We start from the raw sequence: 19,423 nt of genomic DNA, 5'->3' as shown, positions 1-19,423 counted from the left end.
TCCCCGGGCCCACCGGCCACGACATCGCTCAACGGTCCACTCTCTCACCCGTGCCGGACGGGTCGGTGATTTCCGGTGCGGTGTCCGGTGAAGGGTCACTCGGGTGCTCCGGGTCGGGTGCGCTCGATCCGGTCGTGGACGCCCGGTCGTGACCGCCCTCCGTCCCGTCCGCGCTCTCCGTGTCGGCGTTCTTCGCGTCGGTGCTCTCCGCATCGGTGGCGGAGGCGCTCTCCGCCGGGTCGTCCGTGGGGACGGCGTCCTTCTCCAGCGCGGCCTGGCGGGCGGCCTCCCGCTTGCGCTGCGTGTACATCCGGAACCCGGCGAGCACGAGCAGCAGGACACCGCCGGCGATGACCAGCATCACCGTGGCGGTGATCTCGGTGACCTTCACATCGAAGGCGACCGCGGGTCCGTACGCCTGGCCGTCCTCGGTGTACAGCTGGGCGATCACCCCGGCCCGGCCGTTCGCGTGGGCGTTGGTGGTGAACTTCACCGACTGGCTGTGCCCGCCCGCGACCGCGACCGGCTGCTCCTGGAAGGCACCGTCCCCGATGCTGAGGCGGCTCGGCTGTGTGGAGGTGAGACGCAGCACCAGGTGGTCGACGCCCTGGACGAGGTTGTTCTGCACGGTGACCGGGATCGTGGCGCTGCGGCCCGAGAGCTTGGCCTCGGACTTGTCGATCAGCCCGACGCCCTCGGTGAGGCCGATGAGGTAGTTCAGCACACCCTCGCGGTACGCCTCCGCCTCGTCGGCACGGCCGCGCCAGGAGGTGGACATCGACCGGTCCATGGCCCGCCCGAAGGGGGTGACCACCCGGGACTTGTCGGAGAGGACCACCTGGAAGCTGTTGAGCTTCCTCTGTGTCTCCTCGATCCGCGCGAAGGCCTCTTCCGGCAGTTCCTGCTTGGCCAGGGAGCGGGGGTACGCGGACGCCGACGGCACCCGGGTGGTGGCACCCGCGTCCGGCTTGGCCTTGGTGGCCGCGGCCAGCTCGGCCGACTCCGACCAGTTCCCGCCCTGGAGCGCTGTCAGTGCCTGCGCCATCGTCTGGGCCTGGCTGGCGGTCGGCATGCGCTGCGGGGCGACCACGGCGGTGCGCTGCTTGTCGGGCGCCTGGCGGTTGAGCATCAGGCTCTGCGCGAGGAACCGCTGCACGGCGAGCGTGGAGTTGCCGGCCACCGTCATGTCGCCCTGGAAAGCCGTCGACAGACGGGCGTCCGCGACGACCGCCGTGGTGCCGCCGCCGATCGGCCGGGCCGCCGAGGGCGTGTACGGGAGGGCGCCGGTCTCCTGGAGGCTGTCGCTGCGGGCGAGCACCGTGTCGGCGCCGGCCGAGGTCGCGACCTTGACGATCGACGGGTCGATCGCTCCGCTCACGGGCCAGGCGTACTCCGTGCTGGGGGTCACATGGAGGACCGCCTCCACGGTGATCGCAGCCGCGGTGGTGGCGTCCTTGAGATGGCTCAGGGACCCGGTCACCTTCGTGCCGTGGTGGGCCAGCGACGCCAGGTCCGGGTCGGCGAAGGGGAGGGCGACGACCTCCTCGCCCTCGACCGCCTTCTCCAGCTTGCTGAGCCACTGCTTGGCCACCGCCTGGTGCGTGCCGGCCGTGGTGGTCTGGCTGGAGCCGTTCACCTGGACCCGGTAGCTGCGGGTCATGGCGTCGACGGAGGCGAGCAGGTCAGGGTCGATGACCCAGGTGATGTCGAGGTCCTTGCCGAGGCTGAGGAGCTGTTCCAGACGGCCACCGGGGGAGAGCTCGGCGGCCAGGGCGTCGTCGTCCGCGAAGACGGGGGTCTGCTGCTCGTTCGAACCCGTCTCGGCCGTCATGTGGGAGGTCGAGATCAGCGGCCAGAGGTAGGTGGTCCTGGTCTTCGAGTCCGCGGCGTCCTCCTGCCACGGGAGGAAGGTCCGCTCGATACCGAGGATCTGGTCGTACGCCGCGGCGGTGGTCCGGCCGGTGAGCGTGACACCGAGCTGATAGACGCCGTCGGAGCCGAGGTCCAGCTTGTCGACGGGGACGGAGATGCTGAACGTCTGCGGGACGCCCGGCGCCAGCCTCTCGAACTCGGCCACGTACTTGCCACCGACCTCGGAGCCCGCGTAGGGGTTGCTCTTGGCGGCGTCGTCGATGGCCGAGCGGCCGTTCAGCGTCGGACCCACCCGGAGTCCGACGTGAGCGGCGGTGACCGCCTGCTTGCCCTTGTTGACGATCCTGCCGGAGACGGTGAGCGTGTCACCGTCGGACGGGACGCTGGGGCTGAGCGAGTCGAGCGAGACGTCGACCGTACGGGAGCCGGTGGCCTCCGCAGCTGCGCTGGGCTCAGCGGCATACGAGGACGAAGAAGTGGGCAGTTGTAGGACGCCGGCCAGCAGAGGCGCCCCGGCAAGCACCGCTCCGGTGCGCCGAAGCCACCGGCGGGCAGGTGAGGGACTGGTCCCCTGGAAGTCTGCCGCCTCGGCCACGCGCTCGCCCGTCCCTCGTCGTCGTCAGTGGTCGTCGGAATGTGCGTCCACGCATGGTAACGATGCGCGCCGAGGGTAAGTGCCGCGGTCCGCTCCACAAGATCGGAAGAAGAGACCCGGCTGTCCCTCTATGTGGCCGTATCTAGGGCAGTGTCCCCACCGTGAACAAGGCGAGGGACCTGTGCACTTTTAATGAAGGCGCCCTCGGGCATCGGGGCCACGTAACCTTTTCTGTTGTGTCGAACGCCAACGAAGACAGTCCCAGTGCCCTGAGCCAGGTGCAGAGCCGCGCGGTGAGCGAGCTGCTGCGGGTGTCCCCCGTCGCCGATGAGCTGGCCCGCCGTTTCCAGGAGGCCGGGTTCTCTCTCGCCCTCGTCGGCGGCTCGGTCCGGGACGCCCTGCTCGGCCGGCTCGGCAACGATCTGGACTTCACGACCGACGCCCGCCCCGAGGACGTACTGAAGATCATGCGGCCCTGGGCCGACTCGCTGTGGGAGGTCGGTATCGCCTTCGGCACGGTGGGGGCGCAGAAGGAAGCACGCGTCGGTGATGTCGTGCAGAGCTTCGAGATCGAGGTGACGACCTACCGCTCTGAGGCGTACGACCGGTCCTCGCGCAAGCCCGAGGTGTCCTACGGAGACTCCATCGAGGAAGACCTGGTCCGCCGTGACTTCACGGTGAACGCGATGGCCGTGGCGCTTCCCGAGAAGAAGTTCATCGATCCACACGGCGGGCTCGGTGATCTCGCGGCCCGTGTCCTGCGGACTCCGGGGACCCCCGAGTCGTCCTTCTCCGACGACCCGCTGCGGATGATGCGGGCGGCGCGCTTCGGGGCGCAGCTCGACTTCGAGGTGGCGCCGGAGGTCGTCGCGGCGATGAAGGCCATGGCCGACCGCATCGAGATCGTCTCGGCCGAGCGTGTGCGTGAGGAACTGAACAAGCTGATCCTCTCCGCGTACCCGCGCAAGGGACTGACGCTGCTCGTCGACACGGGGCTCGCCGACCGCGTGCTGCCCGAGCTGCCCGCGTTGCGTCTGGAGCGGGACGAGCACCACCGGCACAAGGACGTCTACGACCACTCGCTGATCGTCCTGGAGCAGGCGATGGCGCTGGAGGAGAACGGCCCGGACCTCACCCTGCGTCTGGCCGCGCTGCTGCACGACATCGGCAAGCCGCGGACGCGTCGCTTCGAGGAGGACGGGCGGGTCTCCTTCCACCACCACGAGGTGGTGGGGGCGAAGATGACCAAGAAGCGGATGACCGCGCTCAAGTACTCCAACGAGCTGGTGAAGGATGTCTCGCGCCTGGTCGAGCTGCATCTGCGCTTCCACGGCTATGGCACCGGGGAGTGGACCGACTCGGCCGTCCGCCGCTATGTCCGTGACGCGGGCCCGCTCCTCGGCCGGCTCCACAAGCTGACCCGCTCCGACTGCACGACACGGAACAAGCGCAAGGCCAGCGCCCTCTCCCGCGCCTACGACGGTCTGGAGGAGCGCGTCGCCCAGCTCCAGGAGCAGGAGGAGCTGGACGCGATCCGTCCGGACCTCGACGGCAACCAGATCATGAAGGTCCTGGACATCGGACCGGGCCCGGCCATCGGGCAGGCCTACAAGTTCCTGTTGGAACTGCGTCTGGAGAACGGGCCGATGGAGTACGACGCCGCGGTGTCGGCTCTCAAGGAGTGGTGGGCGGAGCAGAGCTGAGAGCACGCGAGCGCGATCGGCCGGGGTGATGTTTCACGTGAAACATCACCCCGGCCGATGTGAGCCGGATACGCCGAGGGCCGTTGTTTCACGTGAAACAACGGCCCTCGGCGTATCCAGGCTCTTACTTCTTCGCGGAGTACTCCGACAGGCAGAGGGTGAAGTCACTGCTGCCGCCGGTCTCGGTGTACTCGGCGTACTTGGTGCGGTCGCAGCCGGAGTTGTCGCTCTTCTTCTGCTCGACCTTGTACGCGGCCTTGGAGTCGCCGCAGTCCACGACCTCAAGCTCCGGGTCGGTGGTGCTGTTCGGGTTACCGATGCTCATGCAGTCGCCGACCTTGGCGCTCGACGCGTCGTCGCGGCTCGCGATCCAGCCGCCCACGGCGACTATGAGGACGACGACCGGGATGGCGAAGCGCAGGTACTTCTTCAGGTTGCGCTTCGGCGGCTCGGGCGTGACCGGGGCGTAGGGAGCGTTCGGGTGCTGCGGGTAGCCCTGCGGGGGCTGCTGGCCGTAGGGGTTGCCCTGGGGCGGCTGCTGCTGCCCGTAGGGATTTCCCTCGGCCGGCTGGCCCTGAGCGAACGGATTCTGGCCCTGCGGCGGCGGCGTGGTCACTTGGGGGTCCCCCTCGAACGTGGAGCGCTTGGCGCGAAATAAGACCCACGTAAGCTATCTGGCCCCACTGACAACTCCGTAGCCCGGAGTGTCTCTGTGTCCTTGATGTGACACTTACTGGCGCTCGAAACGGGCCATAGCGGCAGCAACCGCCCCGTAGATAACGGCCACCGTGACCACAAGCGGCACGGATCGACCGTCAGGAGGCAGCATCAGGGCGGCCACTCCCGCGGCGCCCACGAAGGCGACGTTGAACAGGACGTCGTAGACGGCGAAGATCCGGCCACGGAAGCCGTCCTCGACGGACGACTGGACGACCGTGTCGGTGGCGATCTTCGCCCCCTGGGTGGTCAGACCCAGGACGAAGGCCGCGATCAGGAGGGGAACTTCCGAGAACGAGAGGCCGAGCGCCGGTTCCAGGACCGCGGCGACGGCCGCGCAGGCGATGATCCAGCCGCCGGGGCCGAGCCGGTTCGCGCCCGCCGGTGTCAGCACGGCCGCGGCGAAGAAACCCGCTCCGGAGATCCCCACGGCCAGGCCGAGCAGGGCGAGCCCGTCGTCGTCGGGGCCGGACGACCAGGCGTACCGGCAGAGCATCAGCACCATGACCGTCAGCGCGCCGTAGCAGAACCGCATCAGGGTCATCGCGGCCAGCGCCCAGGCGGCCTCGCGGCGCGCGGGCTCGGTCAGATGGCGTACGCCCGACGCGAGGCCCCGCGCCGTGCCGAGCACGGCCGTCCTCAGCCGTGGCCGCGCCGACTGCCGTTCGGGGCCCAGCAGATCCGGGGCCAGTCGCAGCGAGGCGAGCGCGGAGCACACGTACAGGGCCGCTCCCACGAGGACGACCACCGCGTCGGAGTCGGAGCCCACGAGGCGTACGACGAAGGCGACGCCGCCGCCGAGGGTCGCCGCGAGTGTTCCGGCCGTGGGCGACAGGGAGTTCGCCATCACCAAACGCTCGGAGTCGACCACGCGGGGCAGGGCGGCGGACAGACCCGCGAGCACGAACCGGTTGACGGCGGTCACGCACAGCGCGGAGGCGTAGAAGAGCCAGTCCGGTACACCGCTGAGCATCAGAACGGCCGTCAGAGCCGCCAGGAGCGCCCGCAGCAGGTTCCCGTACAGAAAGACCTGGCGGCGTCTCCAGCGGTCCAGGAGGACGCCTGCGAAGGGGCCGACGAGGGAGTACGGGAGGAGCAGGACCGCCATCGCGGAGGCGATCGCGGCGGCCGAGGTCTGTTTCTCCGGTGAGAAGACGACGTAGGTGGCGAGCGCGACCTGGTAGACCCCGTCGGCGCCCTGCGACAGCAGCCGGACGGCGAGCAGACGCCGGAAGTTCCTGAAGCGCAGGAGTACGCGCAGGTCACTCACGACAGCCATGGGTTACAGCCTCGCACAGGGCGAGGGTCCCCGGAGCGATGCCCCGGGGACCCTCAACAGCCGTGCGCGGAACGAGCCTTCAGCGCTCGACCTCGCCCTTGATGAACTTCTCGACGTTGTCGTACGCCTCGTCGTCGAAGTACTGGACCGGCGGGGACTTCATGAAGTAGCTCGACGCGGAGAGGATCGGGCCGCCGATGCCGCGGTCCTTGGCGATCTTCGCGGCGCGCAGGGCGTCGATGATGACACCCGCGGAGTTCGGGGAGTCCCAGACCTCCAGCTTGTACTCCAGGTTCAGCGGGACGTCACCGAAGGCGCGGCCTTCGAGGCGGACGTAGGCCCACTTGCGGTCGTCGAGCCAGGCCACGTAGTCCGAGGGACCGATGTGGACGTTCTTCGAGCCCATGTCACGGTCGGGGATCTGCGAGGTGACGGCCTGCGTCTTGGAGATCTTCTTGGACTCCAGGCGGTCGCGCTCCAGCATGTTCTTGAAGTCCATGTTGCCGCCGACGTTGAGCTGCATGGTGCGCTCAAGACGGACACCGCGGTCCTCGAACAGCTTCGCCATCACGCGGTGCGTGATGGTGGCGCCGACCTGCGACTTGATGTCGTCGCCGACGATCGGGACGCCCGCCTCGGTGAACTTGTCCGCCCACTCCTTGGTGCCGGCGATGAAGACCGGCAGAGCGTTGACGAACGCGACCTTGGCGTCGATGGCGCACTGGGCGTAGAACTTCGCCGCGTCCTCGGAACCGACGGGCAGGTAGCAGACGAGGACGTCCACCTGCTGGTCCTTGAGGACCTTGACGACGTCGACCGGGGCCTCGGCCGACTCCTCGATGGTCTCGCGGTAGTACTTGCCGAGCCCGTCATGGGTGTGGCCGCGCTGGACCGTGATGCCCTTGTTCGGGACGTCGCAGATCTTGATGGTGTTGTTCTCGCTGGCGCCGATGGCGTCCGAGAGGTCGAGGCCGACCTTCTTCGCGTCGACGTCGAAGGCGGCGACGAACTCGACGTCACCCACGTGGTACTCGCCGAACTGGACGTGCATCAGGCCCGGCACCTTGGACGCCGGGTCGGCGTCCTTGTAGTACTCGACGCCCTGAACCAGCGAGGCGGCGCAGTTGCCCACGCCGACGATGGCTACGCGAACCGAACCCATTCCGGTTGCTCCCTGTGTGTACTCGGTGAAGCCCTGAGAGGACTTCACGTGGCAGTGTCATCGGACGGATCCGGCCCGGGGGTGCCCCCGGGCCGGGGCAGGCCGCCCGACTCCCCAGATGTGTTGTCCTGCTGAGCGGAGCCGTCAGGTCCGGGACGCCGATGGTCCCGTCCCGCCCGCTCGCTCTCGATGAGCTCGTTCAGCCAGCGCACTTCGCGCTCCACGGACTCCATTCCGTGGCGCTGGAGCTCAAGCGTGTAGTCGTCGAGTCGCTCCCGGGTGCGCGCCAGCGAGGCCCGCATCTTCTCCAGGCGCTCTTCGAGACGGCTGCGGCGGCCTTCGAGGACCCGCATCCGTACATCCCGTGACGTCTGGCCGAAGAAGGCGAAACGAGCGGCGAAATGTTCGTCCTCGTACGCGTCGGGACCCGTCTGCGAGAGGAGGTCCTCGAAGTGTTCCTTACCTTCCGCCGTCAACCGATAGACGATCTTGGCGCGACGCCCTGCGAGCGGTGCCGCGAGGGCGTCCTCGGAGGTGTTCCCCGGTTCCTCGATCAACCAGCCGTTGGCGACCAGCGTCTTGAGGCAGGGGTAGAGCGTCCCGTAGCTGAACGCACGGAACACACCCAGTGACGTATTGAGACGTTTGCGCAGCTCATAGCCGTGCATCGGGGACTCGCGGAGAAGGCCGAGGACGGCGAACTCAAGGATTCCGGAACGCCGGCTCATCGTCGCCTCCTCTCTGCCGCGGCCGTGCCGTGACGGTCTTTATGCCGAGCTGATGTATCGACTCGATACATCAGAACGATAGATCGGTCCTCCCCCTGCGACAAGAGGGGGCACGGTGAACGGCGTCACATCACCGATTCGTAGGAAGCAAGTTGCCTGATTTGGGGTGAACTTCGGTGCTAGGCAGGTTTTGACGGTGCGTAGTCTGTCCGCCATGCAAACCACCGGGAACCGAGTGACGCCTGGGGACGTCCATGTCCTCGGTGCAGTACGGATGAATGTAAAAACGACCGCATCCGTACTTCGGGGGGACCGGAAACCAGCTGCCGTTTCCAGGTGCGCTCAGGTGCGCCTGCCCGAGGAGTAATCGTTCGATGAGCGAGCACCGTCGCAAATCGCCGCAGCCGCAAGGTGGCGGACGTGCCGCGGCCCGACGCGGCCAGACCGGCTCGTCCTCCGGCCGCCGTGCGGCACCGCGAGGCGCAACCGAGTCTCCTTCCGATTCATACGACTCGGGGGGTGAGGAACGCCCGTACGGCAGCCGCGCAGAGGCCCGGCGGGCGTCACAGAGAAACAGCAGCGGCGCCGGTCGACGCAGAGCGGCCGACGGCGCGGGGCAGGGAGGCCGCGGCCGCGGGCGTGCGTCCGTACCGTCGAAGAAGCGGATCATCGACTACCCGCGCGCGGGCAAGTACGGGGCGGCACGTTGGGTGCCGTCCTGGAAGCTCGTGACGGGTCTGTTCATCGGCTTCTTCGGCAGCATGATGGCGGTCGCGGGAGTCGCGTACGCGCTGGTGGGCCTGCCCGACGTCGCCAAGACGGCGGAGGCCCAGAACAACGTCTACTACTGGGCCGACGGCACGCAGATGGTCGCCACCGGTGGTGAGACGAACCGGCAGATCATCGACTACTCCCGGATTCCCAAGGAGATGCGCTACGCCGTCATCTCGGCCGAGAACAAGACGTTCGAGAACGACCGGGGCGTCGACCCCATGGGTATCGGCCGGGCCCTGTTCAACATGGCCAAGGGCGGTCAGACCCAGGGCGGCTCCACGATCACCCAGCAGTACGTGAAGAACGCCATGCTGGAGGACCAGTCGCAGACGATCTCCCGTAAGTTCAAGGAGCTCTTCGTCTCGATCAAGGTCGGCGCCAACGTCGACAAAGAAGACATCATGGCCGGCTATCTGAACTCGGCCTACTACGGCCGCGGCGCCTACGGGATCCAGGCCGCCGCGCGTACGTACTTCGACAAGGACGCCGACGACCTCAACCCGAGCCAGTGCGCCTTCCTGGCGGCGGTGCTCAAGGGCGCCACGTACTACGACCCGGCGGGCGCGGAGTCGATCGACCCCTCCGCCACCCCCGCGGCCAACCGCCAGCGCGCGGAGACCCGCTGGCGCTGGATCCTCGGCGAGATGGTCAAGGACGGGCACCTGGAGGAGTCGGTACGGAGCAAGTACCCCGACTTCCCGACGCTGCAGAGTCCGCGGTCGAACGCCCAGCTGGGCGGTCAGGTCGGTTATCTGGTCGACCTCGCCAAGGCGTACATCGTCAACAACAGCGAGAAGACCGGGATCACCGAGAAGCAACTGCGTGACGGTGGCTACGAGATCCACACGACCTTCGACAAGAAGAAGGTCACCCAGCTCGAAGCCGCGGTGAAGAAGGTCCGCAAGGAGAACATCAAGGAGAAGGAGCGCCCGAAGACGGACAAGCACGTCCAGTTCGGCGGCGCTTCCGTGGACCCGGAGACCGGCGCGATCAAGGCCATCTACGGCGGTGTGGACGCGACCAAGCACTTCACCAACAACGCCGACCAGACGGGCGCCCAGGTCGGTTCGACCTTCAAGCCGTTCGTCCTCGCGGCGGCCATGAAGTGGGGCGTGCGCGATCCCGACCTGGAGCCGACCCAGGCCCAGGACGAGCGGATCAAGGTCTCTCCGAAGAGCCTGTACAGCGGTAAGAACAAGCTGAAGATCGAGGACTACGACGGGACGGTCTGGAAGGACAAGGACGAGAAGGAATGGCTGCAGCGGAACGACGGCGACGAGTCGTACAACCCGCCCACCTTCCAGATCGACCTGCGTGAGGCGATGAGGGTCTCCTCGAACTCCGCCTACGTCCAGCTGGGCATGAACGTCGGTCTGGACAAGGTGCGGGAGTCCGCCGTGGACGCCGGCATCAAGGAAGGCAGCCTGGCCAGCGCCAACTTCCCGTCCTTCTCCATCGGTACCTCCGACCCGAGCGCGATCCGCATGGCCGGCGCGTACGCCACCTTCGCGGCGAGCGGCAAGCAGAACGAGCCGTACTCGGTCGACGAGATCACCGACAAGGACGGAACGGTCTTCACGCACGAGAACTCGGCCAAGGCGAAGCAGGCCTTCACCGCGCAGGTCGCCGACAACGTCACCGACGTCCTCAAGACCGTCGTCGACGAGGGCACCGGTACCGCGGCGAAGCTGAGCAACCGGCCGGTGGCGGGCAAGACCGGTACGACCGACGGCAACAAGTCCGCCTGGTTCGTCGGCTACACCCCGCAGCTCTCGACCGCGATCTCCATGTACCGCATGGACGACGACGAGTCCAACAAGAAGCGCGAGTTCCTGGAGATGTACGGAACGGGTGGCCAGGACAAGATCCACGGCGCCTCGTTCCCGGCCGAGATCTGGCACGACTACATGGAGCAGGCGCTCAAGGGCGCGAAGGTCGTGCAGTTCCCGACGCCCGAACCCATCGGCGAGGTCGTCAACGACGTCGTGGTCCCGACCCCGACTCCGACGCCCACCGAGACGGAGGAGGAGGAGTCCGAGGAGCCGGAGCCCACGCCGACCAAGAGCGAGCCGTCTCCCCCCGCTCCCACCACCAGTGAGTCCTGTGGCGCCTTCTTCGGCTGCGAGGACGACGGCGGAGCCAGCACCGGCGAGACCGACACCGGTGGCACGGACGGCGGCGCGAGTCCCTCGACCTCGGAGTCCGAGGAGGAGGACGGCGGGAACAGCAGAGGCAACGGCAACGGCGGCCTCTTCCAGGGTTCCTCGGGCTAGCGGGCAGAGGTCCCATCGACGCGACGTGGTCGCCGGCTCCGGCCGGCGACCACGTCGCGTTTTACGAGGTCCGGTGCCCCGGCGGTCATCCGCCGGGGCACCGGACCCGACCGCTCTCGGCGTATCCCCAGACACGTACGGCAGGATGTGCGGCATGCCCAGTGCAGAAACGACGCGCGCGAGCGTGCACGAGCCAGATCTGGTGCCCCCGACCAAGGAGGACCCGGTCGCGGCGACCGGCAGTGAACTGTTCGGCGGTCCCCTCGGGCGGCGCGCGCTGACGGGGACGTCCTGGTGGACCCCCGTACGGGTCGTCGCACTCGTCGCGATCGGCATGTTCGCCCTCGGCATGGTGCAGAAACTGCCCTGCTACGACGGTGCCTGGTTCTTCGGAGCGAGCTCCCAGTACACGCACGCCTGCTATTCGGACATTCCGCACCTCTACCAGGGGCGTGGCTTCGCCGACGGGCTCGTGCCGTACTTCGACAAGCTCGAAGGCGACATGGAGTACCTCGAATACCCGGTCCTCACCGGCGTGTTCATGGAGGTCGCCTCCTGGCTCACGCCGGGCAGCGGAAGCATCCAGGACCAGGAGCAGGTCTACTGGATGGTCAACGCCGGGATGCTGATGGCCTGCACGGCCGTCATCGCCGTCTGCGTGACCCGCACCCACCGGCGGCGGCCCTGGGACGGCCTGCTGGTCGCTCTGGCGCCCGCCTTCGCGCTGACCGCCACCATCAACTGGGACCTCCTGGCGGTCGCTCTGACGGCCGCGGCGATGCTCATGTGGTCCAGGAGCCGTCCGCTCGCCTTCGGGGTCCTCCTGGGGCTGGCAACGGCCGCCAAGCTCTATCCCGTGCTGCTGCTGGGGCCGCTGCTCGTGCTGTGCTGGCGGGCGGGCAGATGGCGTGCGTTCGGCACCGCCCTGCTCGGCGCCGCGGGCGCCTGGCTGGTCGTGAACCTTCCGGTCATGCTCCTGGCGCCCGAGGGCTGGTCGAAGTTCTACACGTTCAGCCAGGAACGCGGAGTCGACTTCGGCTCCTTCTGGCTGATCCTCTCCCAGCGCAGCGACACACCCCTCGACACCGACGCCGTCAACACGTGGGCTTCGGTACTGATGCTGCTGTCCAGCGCGGGGGTCGCGGCGCTCACGCTGGCCGCCCCGCGCCGGCCCCGCTTCGCCCAGCTGGCGTTCCTGATCGTCGCGGCCTTCATCCTTACCAACAAGGTCTACTCGCCTCAGTACGTACTGTGGCTGGTTCCCCTCGCGGTGCTGGCCCGCCCGAAGTGGCGGGACTTCCTGATCTGGCAGGCGTGCGAGGTCGCGTACTTCCTCGGGATCTGGATGTACCTCGCCTACACGACCAGCGGCGACGCCCACAAGGGACTGCCCCAGGAGGGCTACCAGCTGGCCATCGCCGTCCACCTCCTGGGGACGCTGTACCTGTGCGCCGTGATCGTGCGCGACATCCTCATGCCCGAGAGGGACGTGGTGCGCCGCTCCGGGGACGACGATCCGTCGGGCGGTGTGCTGGACGGCGCCCCGGACGTCTTCGTCGTGGGCCCCGCGGCTCATCCTCCCCGGCACGCGGGGCACTTCGACGGCCCGTACGTCGAATGGGGCGGCGGCGAGGGCAAGGGCGGGAGAGATCCGGGTTCGCTCTGAGCGAACAGGAGCCCGGGCAGACACACGAAAGGCCGTACACGCAGTCCGTGTACGGCCTTTCGCCCGTGTGCGGGCCCGGCGCGGGGCGCCGTGCGGTCAGCGCTCGACGACGCGGTCGAACTGCGTGGTGGTGTGCCGCAGATGGGCCACCAGTTCCTCGCCGACCTTCGGCTCGGGCGCGTCCGAGGGCACGAAGAGGATCGAGACCTGCATGTGCGGGGGCTCCGCGAACCAGCGCTGCTTGCCGCCCCAGACGAACGGCGAGAGGTTCCGGTTGACCGTGGCCAGACCGGCCCGGGCGACGCCCTTGGCGCGTGGCATGACGCCGTGCAGGGCCTTGGGGGCCTCCAGGCCCACCCCGTGCGACGTACCGCCCGCCACGACGACCAGCCAGCCGTCCGAGGCGACCTTCTGCTGCCGGTAGCCGAAACGGTCGCCCTTGGCGACGGGCGAGACGTCCAGGACGGCTCCGCGGTACTCGGTCGCGTCGTGGTCCCCCAGCCACAGCCGCGTGCCGATACGGGCCCGGAAGCGGGTCTGCGGGAACTGCTGCTGCAGCCGGGCGAGCTCGTCGGCCTTCAGATGGCTGACGAACATCGTGTGCAGCGGCAGCCGCGCCGCGCGCAGCCGGTCCATCCAGCCGATGACCTCCTCGACGGCGTCCGAGCCGTCGGTACGGTCCAGGGGCAGGTGGATGGCGAAGCCCTCCAGGCGCACGTTCTCTATGGCGGCGTGCAGCTGGGGCAGATCCCGCTCGCTCACCCCGTGCCGCTTCATGGAGGACATGACCTCGATGACGACACGGGCGCCCACGAGGCCGTAGACCCCGTCGACGGACGAGACGGACCGGATGACACGGTCGGGCAGCGGTACGGGCTCCTCGCCCCGCCTGAACGGCGTCAGCACCAGGAGGTCGCCGCCGAACCAGTCCTTGATCCGAGCCGCCTCGTAGGTCGTGCCGACGGCCAGGACGTCCGAGCCCAGGCGGGTGGCCTCGTCGGCGAGCCGCTCATGGCCGAAGCCGTAGCCGTTGCCCTTGCAGACGGGGACGAGTCCCGGAAACTGCTCGGACACGTGCTTGTGGTGCGCCCGCCAGCGTGCGGTGTCGACGTAGAGCGTGAGCGCCATGGCCGGACCTGGAACCTTTCTCGTGGCAGCGGTGTATCAGAGGTGTGAAGACGAATTCTGGTGCGTCAGCGGCGCGACATGTAGATGTCGAGCGCCTTGTGGAGCAGTTTGTTGAGCGGGAAGTCCCACTCGCCGAGGTACTCGGCGGCCTGCCCGCCGGTACCCACTTTGAACTGGATGAGGCCGAAAAGGTGGTCGGTCTCGTCCAGCGAGTCGGAGATGCCGCGAAGGTCGTACACGGTGGCGCCGAGCGCGTAGGAGTCGCGCAGCATCCGCCACTGCATCGCGTTCGAGGGCCGGACCTCACGGCCGATGTTGTCGGAGGCGCCGTAGGAGTACCAGACGTGCCCGCCGACGACCAGCATCGTCGCGGCCGACAGGTTCACACCCTCGTGCCGGGCGAAGTACAGCCGCATGCGGTTGGGGTCCTCGGTGTTGAGAGCCGTCCACATGCGCTGGAAGTACGAGAGCGGCCGGGGCCGGAAGTGGTCGCGCAGAGCCGTGATCTCGTAGAGGCGCTGCCACTCCTCCAGATCCTGGTAACCGCCCTGGACGACCTCGACGCCGGCCTTCTCGGCCTTCTTGATGTTGCGCCGCCAGAGCTGGTTGAAGCCCTTGTGGACGTCCTCCAGGGACCGGTTCGCCAGCGGCACCTGGTAGACGTAGCGGGGCTGTACGTCGCCGAAGCCCGCTCCGCCGTCCTCGCCCTGCTGCCAGCCCATGCGCCGCAGCTTGTCGGCGACCTCGAAGGCGCGCGGTTCGATGAAGTCGGCCTCGATGTCGCGCAGGCGCTTCACGTCCGGGTCCTGGATGCCCCTCTTGATCGAGGTGGCCTCCCAGCGCCGGATGATCACCGGCGGACCCATCTTCACGGAGAAGGCACCCTGCTGCTTGAGGTGCGCGAGCATCGGATCCAGCCACTCGGTCAGATTCGGCGCGAACCAGTTGATGACCGGGCCCTCGGGCAGATAGGCGAGATAGCGCTTGATCTTGGGCAGTTGGCGGTACAGCACCAGGCCCGCACCGACGATCTCGCCGGACCTGTCGTCGAACCATCCGAGGCTCTCGGAGCGCCACTCCGCCTTGACATCTGCCCAGGCGGGGACCTGCATGTGGCTGGCCGCGGGCAGGCTCTGGATGTACGCCAGATGCTGCTCGCGGCTGATGGTCCTCAGGGTCAGGCTCATTCGGGGCGCTCCTCGGCTGGTGTGTCCCCATGGGTACAGGGGCTCCGGCTCTCGCGCCGAAGCCTACTGCGCCCTGCGAGCGCCCCGTCTGGCCGTATGCGTCCCGGGCCCCGACCGGTGTGTGGCCGGGGCCCTTTGACACGTGGTGGCGGGCGCCGTCAGCCGATGACGCCGCCGAAGAGGCCGCCGTGCGCCATGCCGAGGAGGAAGCCGACAGCGGAGGCACCCAGACCGACGATCAGTGCGAACCGTTCCCGGGTGGTCTCGGAGACGAACTGTCCGTACGCGCCGGTGATGATGCCGATCAGCCCCGCCCACGAACTGAGCAGATGGAGACTGTGGAACATCGCGGAGACGAAGGCCGTGACTCCGAGGACCGCCGTCACGGCGACCAGCGTGTGCTGGAGCGGATGGGGCTTGTGGTCGGTGGCGAAGAGAGAGCCGGCGGTGTTGGGTCGCAATGTCTGTGCCATCTGGCACCTCCTGCGGAAGGTGGCGCATCGTAGCGCCATACACACCCGATGGGTACAGACTGACGGTCACCGGGCCCTGATTTCAACCGGAAGCCGGTGAGCGGGTAGTCTGTAGCGTCTGCACCGGTGTCTGCCCAGGCCACGGCACGGTCCCTCGCTCAGTTCGCTGATCGGCGGTCCGATTGTCAGTGGCTGCCGATACCGTTGCGAACGCATCACAACCCTCCTGCCACGGAACGACCGTGGCCGCTGAGTCCAAAGGAGGTGGGTTACACATGCGTCACTACGAAGTCATGGTCATCCTCGACCCCGATCTCGAAGAGCGTGCTGTCTCGCCGCTGATCGAGAACTTCCTCTCCGTCGTCCGTGAGGCGAACGGAAAGGTCGAGAAGGTCGACACCTGGGGCCGTCGTCGTCTCGCGTACGAGATCAAGAAGAAGCCCGAGGGCATCTACTCGGTCATCGACCTGCAGGCCGAGCCTGCGGTCGTCAAGGAGCTCGACCGCCAGATGAACCTGAACGAGTCGGTCCTCCGGACCAAGGTCCTCCGTCCCGAGACCCACTGAGCTTTCCCGCTCAGCTGAACTCGGGCATCGAGTAGCAGCACCAAGCAGCCAGCAGCAAACCCGCCGAGAGGTTCCCCCATGGCAGGCGAGACCGTCATCACGGTCGTCGGCAATCTTGTCGACGACCCCGAGCTGCGCTTCACCCCGTCCGGTGCGGCGGTCGCGAAGTTCCGTGTCGCGTCCACTCCCCGCACCTTCGACCGGCAGACCAACGAGTGGAAGGACGGCGAAAGCCTGTTCCTGACCTGCTCGGTCTGGCGTCAGGCGGCGGAGAACGTCGCGGAGTCGCTCCAGCGAGGCATGCGCGTCATCGTGCAGGGCCGGCTGAAGCAGCGGTCCTACGAGGACCGTGAGGGCGTCAAGCGCACGGTCTACGAGCTGGACGTCGAGGAAGTCGGCGCCAGCCTGAAGACCGCCACGGCCAAGGTCACCAAGACCACCGGCCGAGGTGGCCAGGGCGGTTACAGCGGCGGCGGCGGTGGCGGCGGCCAGCAGGGCGGCAACTGGGGCGGAGGCTCCGGCGGCGGTCAGCAGCAGGGTGGCGGTGGCGGTGCTCCCGCCGACGACCCCTGGGCGACCAGCGCTCCTGCGGGCGGCGGCAACCAGGGCGGCGGCGGTGGCGGCTGGGGTGGAAACTCCGGCGGCTCCGGCGGTTCCGGTGGCGGCTACTCGGACGAGCCCCCCTTCTAGGCCCAGGGCCGAAGAGGGTGGGCCGTACCCACACTTCTTGATCACACAGGAGAGACACACATGGCGAAGCCGCCTGTGCGCAAGCCTAAGAAGAAGGTCTGCGCATTCTGCAAGGACAAGGTCACGTACGTGGACTACAAGGACACGAACATGCTGCGGAAGTTCATTTCCGACCGCGGCAAGATCCGTGCCCGCCGCGTGACCGGCAACTGCACTCAGCACCAGCGTGACGTCGCCACGGCCGTGAAGAACAGCCGTGAGATGGCGCTGCTGCCCTACACCTCCACCGCGCGATAAGGGAAGGGTGACCGAAACATGAAGATCATCCTCACCCACGAGGTCTCCGGCCTCGGTGCCGCGGGCGACGTCGTCGACGTCAAGGACGGCTACGCTCGCAACTACCTGATCCCGCGGAGCTTTGCCATCCGCTGGACCAAGGGTGGCGAGAAGGACGTCGAGCAGATCCGTCGTGCTCGCAAGATCCACGAGATCGCGACGATCGAGCAGGCCAACGAGATCAAGGCGCGCCTTGAGGGCGTCAAGGTCCGCCTGGCCGTCCGCTCCGGCGACGCCGGCCGTCTCTTCGGTTCCGTCACCCCGGCCGACGTCGCTTCGGCGATCAAGGCTTCCGGTGGCCCCGAGGTCGACAAGCGCCGCATCGAGCTGGGCTCGCCGATCAAGACGCTGGGCGCTCACGAGACGTCCGTGCGTCTGCACCCCGAGGTGGCCGCCAAGGTCAGCATCGAGGTTGTCGCAGCCTGATCGCTGCGCTCAGCAGAGCTGAAAGAAGGGCCGCACCCCGTGTGGGTGCGGCCCTTCTTGCTGTCCTGCCTCGTTGCTCCGGGCCGGCCGGTGTCTTGTTTCACGTGAAACCAGGACGGTTCTCGTTTCACGTGAAACACGAACGTCCCCGTTTCACGTGAAACAGTCAGCGCAGTCAGCGCGTGGCGCCCGTGACGATCCAGCGGCCCGAGCGGGTGCGCAGCCACAGGGTCAGCATGCGCACGGTCATCATGAGGGTCATCGCCGCCCAGACAGCGGTGAGGCCGCCGCCGAGGGTGGGAATGAGCAGCGCCACCGGAGCGAAGACCGCCAGGACGAGCACCATGGCCCGCGCGAGATAGGGGCCGTCTCCCGCGCCCATCAGCACGCCGTCCAGGACGAAGACGATGCCGCAGATCGGCTGGGAGAGCGCCACCATGAGCAGCGCGGGCAGCGCGATGTCATGGACGGCCGAGTCGCTGGTGAACAGCGGAAGGAAGAGGGGGCGGCAGAGGATCACCAGGCCGCCGAGTACGACTCCGACGGCGATGCCCCACTCCACCATGCGTCGGCAGGCTTCACGGGCTCCTTGGGTGTCGCCCGCGCCGAGATAGCGGCCGATGATGGCTTGTCCCGCGATGGCGATGGCGTCGAGCGCGAAGGCGAGCAGGCTCCACAGGGACAGGATGATCTGGTGGGCCGCGATGTCGGCGTCTCCGAGGCGTGCGGCGACGGCGGTGGCGATCATCAGCACCGCCCGCAGGGAGAGAGTGCGGACGAGCAGCGGTGCACCGGCCTGGGCGCAGGCGCGTATCCCGGCGGCGTCGGGCCGCAGGGAGGCGCCGTGCCTGCGTGCACCGCGGACGACCACGAAGAGGTAGGCGGCGGCCATTCCGAACTGGGCGATGACGGTGCCCCAGGCGGAGCCGGCGATGCCTAGGTCCGCGCCATAGACGAGACCCGCGTTCAGGGCCGCGTTGGCGATGAAGCCGGCGATGGCGACATAGAGCGGTGTCCGTGTGTTCTGCAGACCCCGCAGTACACCGGTGGCGGCGAGGACGACGAGCATCGCGGGGATGCCGAGCGCCGAGATCCGCAGATAGGTGACGGCGTAGGGCGCGGCGGTGTCCGAGGTCCCGAAGAGTTCCACCAGTGCGGGTGCGGTGGGCAGGAAGACGGCGATGACAGCGATGCCGAGCAGCAGGGCGAGCCAGATACCGTCCATCCCCTGGCGGATGGCGGCCTGAAGGTCGCCCGCCCCGACCCGTCGGGCGACGGCGGCCGTGGTGGCGTACGCGAGGAAGACGAAGATGCTCACGGCCGTGGTGAGGAGAGCGGAGGCGACTCCGAGTCCGGCGAGCTGGGCGGTGCCGAGATGGCCGACGATGGCGGTGTCGGCCATGAGGAAAAGAGGCTCGGCGATGAGCGCGCCGAAGGCCGGAACGGCCAGCGCGACGATCTCCCGGTCGTGCCGTCGCCGAGTGGCTCTGGGGGCTGCTGGAGCCTGTGTCATGCACATCAATCTAATCTTCCACAGGTAAGAGATGCAACTATCCAGCGACCCTTACTGGCAAACTCGTGCGACGTACCACCTCGCGCCATTCGCATCGATCTTGGCCCGAGTCGGAAAGTTTTTCTTCTGCACAGCCGGTGGATGGGATACGTGCAGGTCAGAGACGGTGTGGAAAACGGGCTGAGTGCTTGTTCACAGGCCTGTCCACCGGGTCGTGCACAGGTTTTGCGGAGTTCTCCACAGCATCGGGGCCGTCGTCCACATGGCCTGTGGATAACCAGATTGGCTGACGGTGCCCGCGGGCCTACCGTGGTGCGGCACCCTCTCCCTCCTCC

The 19,423-nt window shown here is 68.0% G+C and carries 16 protein-coding genes; 7 read left to right on the top strand and 9 right to left on the bottom strand.

Annotated features, from left to right (window positions below):
- Positions 1-28: 28 nt before the first annotated feature.
- The gene (locus J8N05_RS06175; RefSeq protein WP_210881447.1) at positions 29-2,467 is read right to left on the bottom strand and encodes a DUF6049 family protein; all 2,439 of its coding nucleotides are present in this window, start codon (positions 2,465-2,467) and stop codon (positions 29-31) included.
- A 236-nt stretch (positions 2,468-2,703) separates the two neighbouring features.
- On the opposite strand from J8N05_RS06175, the gene J8N05_RS06170 reads away from it, so the two are divergent.
- On the top strand, positions 2,704-4,170 hold the full coding sequence (locus tag J8N05_RS06170) for a CCA tRNA nucleotidyltransferase (protein WP_210881446.1): 1,467 nt from the start codon (positions 2,704-2,706) through the stop codon (positions 4,168-4,170).
- A 124-nt stretch (positions 4,171-4,294) separates the two neighbouring features.
- Here J8N05_RS06170 and J8N05_RS06165 read toward each other — a convergent pair whose 3' ends face one another.
- The 4 genes from J8N05_RS06165 to J8N05_RS06150 all read right to left on the bottom strand — a co-directional run bounded on the left by J8N05_RS06165 (position 4,295) and on the right by J8N05_RS06150 (position 8,056).
- A complete protein-coding gene (locus tag J8N05_RS06165) occupies positions 4,295-4,786 on the bottom strand; it encodes an LppU/SCO3897 family protein (RefSeq protein WP_210881445.1) in 492 nt (163 codons plus the stop codon).
- 114 nt (positions 4,787-4,900) lie between these two features.
- Complete coding sequence (locus J8N05_RS06160; RefSeq protein ID WP_210881444.1) at positions 4,901-6,166, bottom strand: MFS transporter; 1,266 nt, start codon at positions 6,164-6,166, stop codon at positions 4,901-4,903.
- Positions 6,167-6,245: 79 nt separating this feature from the next.
- A complete protein-coding gene (locus J8N05_RS06155; protein ID WP_210881443.1) occupies positions 6,246-7,328 on the bottom strand; it encodes an inositol-3-phosphate synthase in 1,083 nt (360 codons plus the stop codon).
- Positions 7,329-7,372: 44 nt separating this feature from the next.
- Positions 7,373-8,056 carry a PadR family transcriptional regulator gene (locus J8N05_RS06150; RefSeq protein ID WP_210881442.1) on the bottom strand — a complete coding sequence of 228 codons (684 nt, stop codon included), beginning with the start codon at positions 8,054-8,056 and terminating at the stop codon, positions 7,373-7,375.
- 374 nt (positions 8,057-8,430) lie between these two features.
- Here J8N05_RS06150 and J8N05_RS06145 point away from each other — a divergent pair, with 374 nt between their 5' ends.
- A complete protein-coding gene (locus J8N05_RS06145; protein WP_210881441.1) occupies positions 8,431-11,103 on the top strand; it encodes a transglycosylase domain-containing protein in 2,673 nt (890 codons plus the stop codon).
- Between the two features lie 145 nt (positions 11,104-11,248).
- On the top strand, positions 11,249-12,769 hold the full coding sequence (locus J8N05_RS06140) for a glycosyltransferase family 87 protein (RefSeq protein WP_210881440.1): 1,521 nt from the start codon (positions 11,249-11,251) through the stop codon (positions 12,767-12,769).
- A gap of 96 nt (positions 12,770-12,865) precedes the next feature.
- Here J8N05_RS06140 and J8N05_RS06135 read toward each other — a convergent pair whose 3' ends face one another.
- From J8N05_RS06135 to J8N05_RS06125, 3 genes are all read right to left on the bottom strand, one after another.
- Complete coding sequence (locus tag J8N05_RS06135; RefSeq protein WP_189771406.1) at positions 12,866-13,897, bottom strand: alanine racemase; 1,032 nt, start codon at positions 13,895-13,897, stop codon at positions 12,866-12,868.
- 65 nt (positions 13,898-13,962) lie between these two features.
- Positions 13,963-15,084 carry a peptidoglycan bridge formation glycyltransferase FemX gene (femX, locus tag J8N05_RS06130; RefSeq protein ID WP_210881439.1) on the bottom strand — a complete coding sequence of 374 codons (1,122 nt, stop codon included), beginning with the start codon at positions 15,082-15,084 and terminating at the stop codon, positions 13,963-13,965.
- Positions 15,085-15,242: 158 nt separating this feature from the next.
- A complete protein-coding gene (locus J8N05_RS06125; protein ID WP_210881438.1) occupies positions 15,243-15,557 on the bottom strand; it encodes a hypothetical protein in 315 nt (104 codons plus the stop codon).
- Positions 15,558-15,832: 275 nt separating this feature from the next.
- Here J8N05_RS06125 and rpsF point away from each other — a divergent pair, with 275 nt between their 5' ends.
- The 4 genes from rpsF (at position 15,833) to rplI (ending at position 17,575) form a co-directional block, all read left to right on the top strand.
- Complete coding sequence (gene rpsF, locus J8N05_RS06120; protein ID WP_028804085.1) at positions 15,833-16,123, top strand: 30S ribosomal protein S6; 291 nt, start codon at positions 15,833-15,835, stop codon at positions 16,121-16,123.
- Positions 16,124-16,201: 78 nt separating this feature from the next.
- A complete protein-coding gene (locus J8N05_RS06115) occupies positions 16,202-16,813 on the top strand; it encodes a single-stranded DNA-binding protein (protein WP_210881437.1) in 612 nt (203 codons plus the stop codon).
- Positions 16,814-16,873: 60 nt separating this feature from the next.
- The gene (gene rpsR, locus J8N05_RS06110) at positions 16,874-17,110 is read left to right on the top strand and encodes a 30S ribosomal protein S18 (RefSeq protein WP_003949403.1); all 237 of its coding nucleotides are present in this window, start codon (positions 16,874-16,876) and stop codon (positions 17,108-17,110) included.
- 18 nt (positions 17,111-17,128) lie between these two features.
- Positions 17,129-17,575, top strand: a complete 447-nt coding sequence (gene rplI / locus J8N05_RS06105; protein ID WP_210881436.1) for a 50S ribosomal protein L9 — start codon at positions 17,129-17,131, stop codon at positions 17,573-17,575.
- A gap of 175 nt (positions 17,576-17,750) precedes the next feature.
- On the opposite strand, the gene J8N05_RS06100 is transcribed toward rplI, so the two are convergent.
- Positions 17,751-19,088, bottom strand: a complete 1,338-nt coding sequence (locus tag J8N05_RS06100) for an MATE family efflux transporter (protein WP_210881435.1) — start codon at positions 19,086-19,088, stop codon at positions 17,751-17,753.
- Positions 19,089-19,423 lie beyond the last annotated feature (335 nt).

Source organism: Streptomyces liliiviolaceus (assembly GCF_018070025.1).
In the GTDB taxonomy this organism is placed as follows: domain Bacteria; phylum Actinomycetota; class Actinomycetes; order Streptomycetales; family Streptomycetaceae; genus Streptomyces; species Streptomyces liliiviolaceus.
The sequence above is the reverse complement of the archived record's forward strand: the minus strand, read 5'-3'. Positions and strand labels throughout refer to the sequence as shown.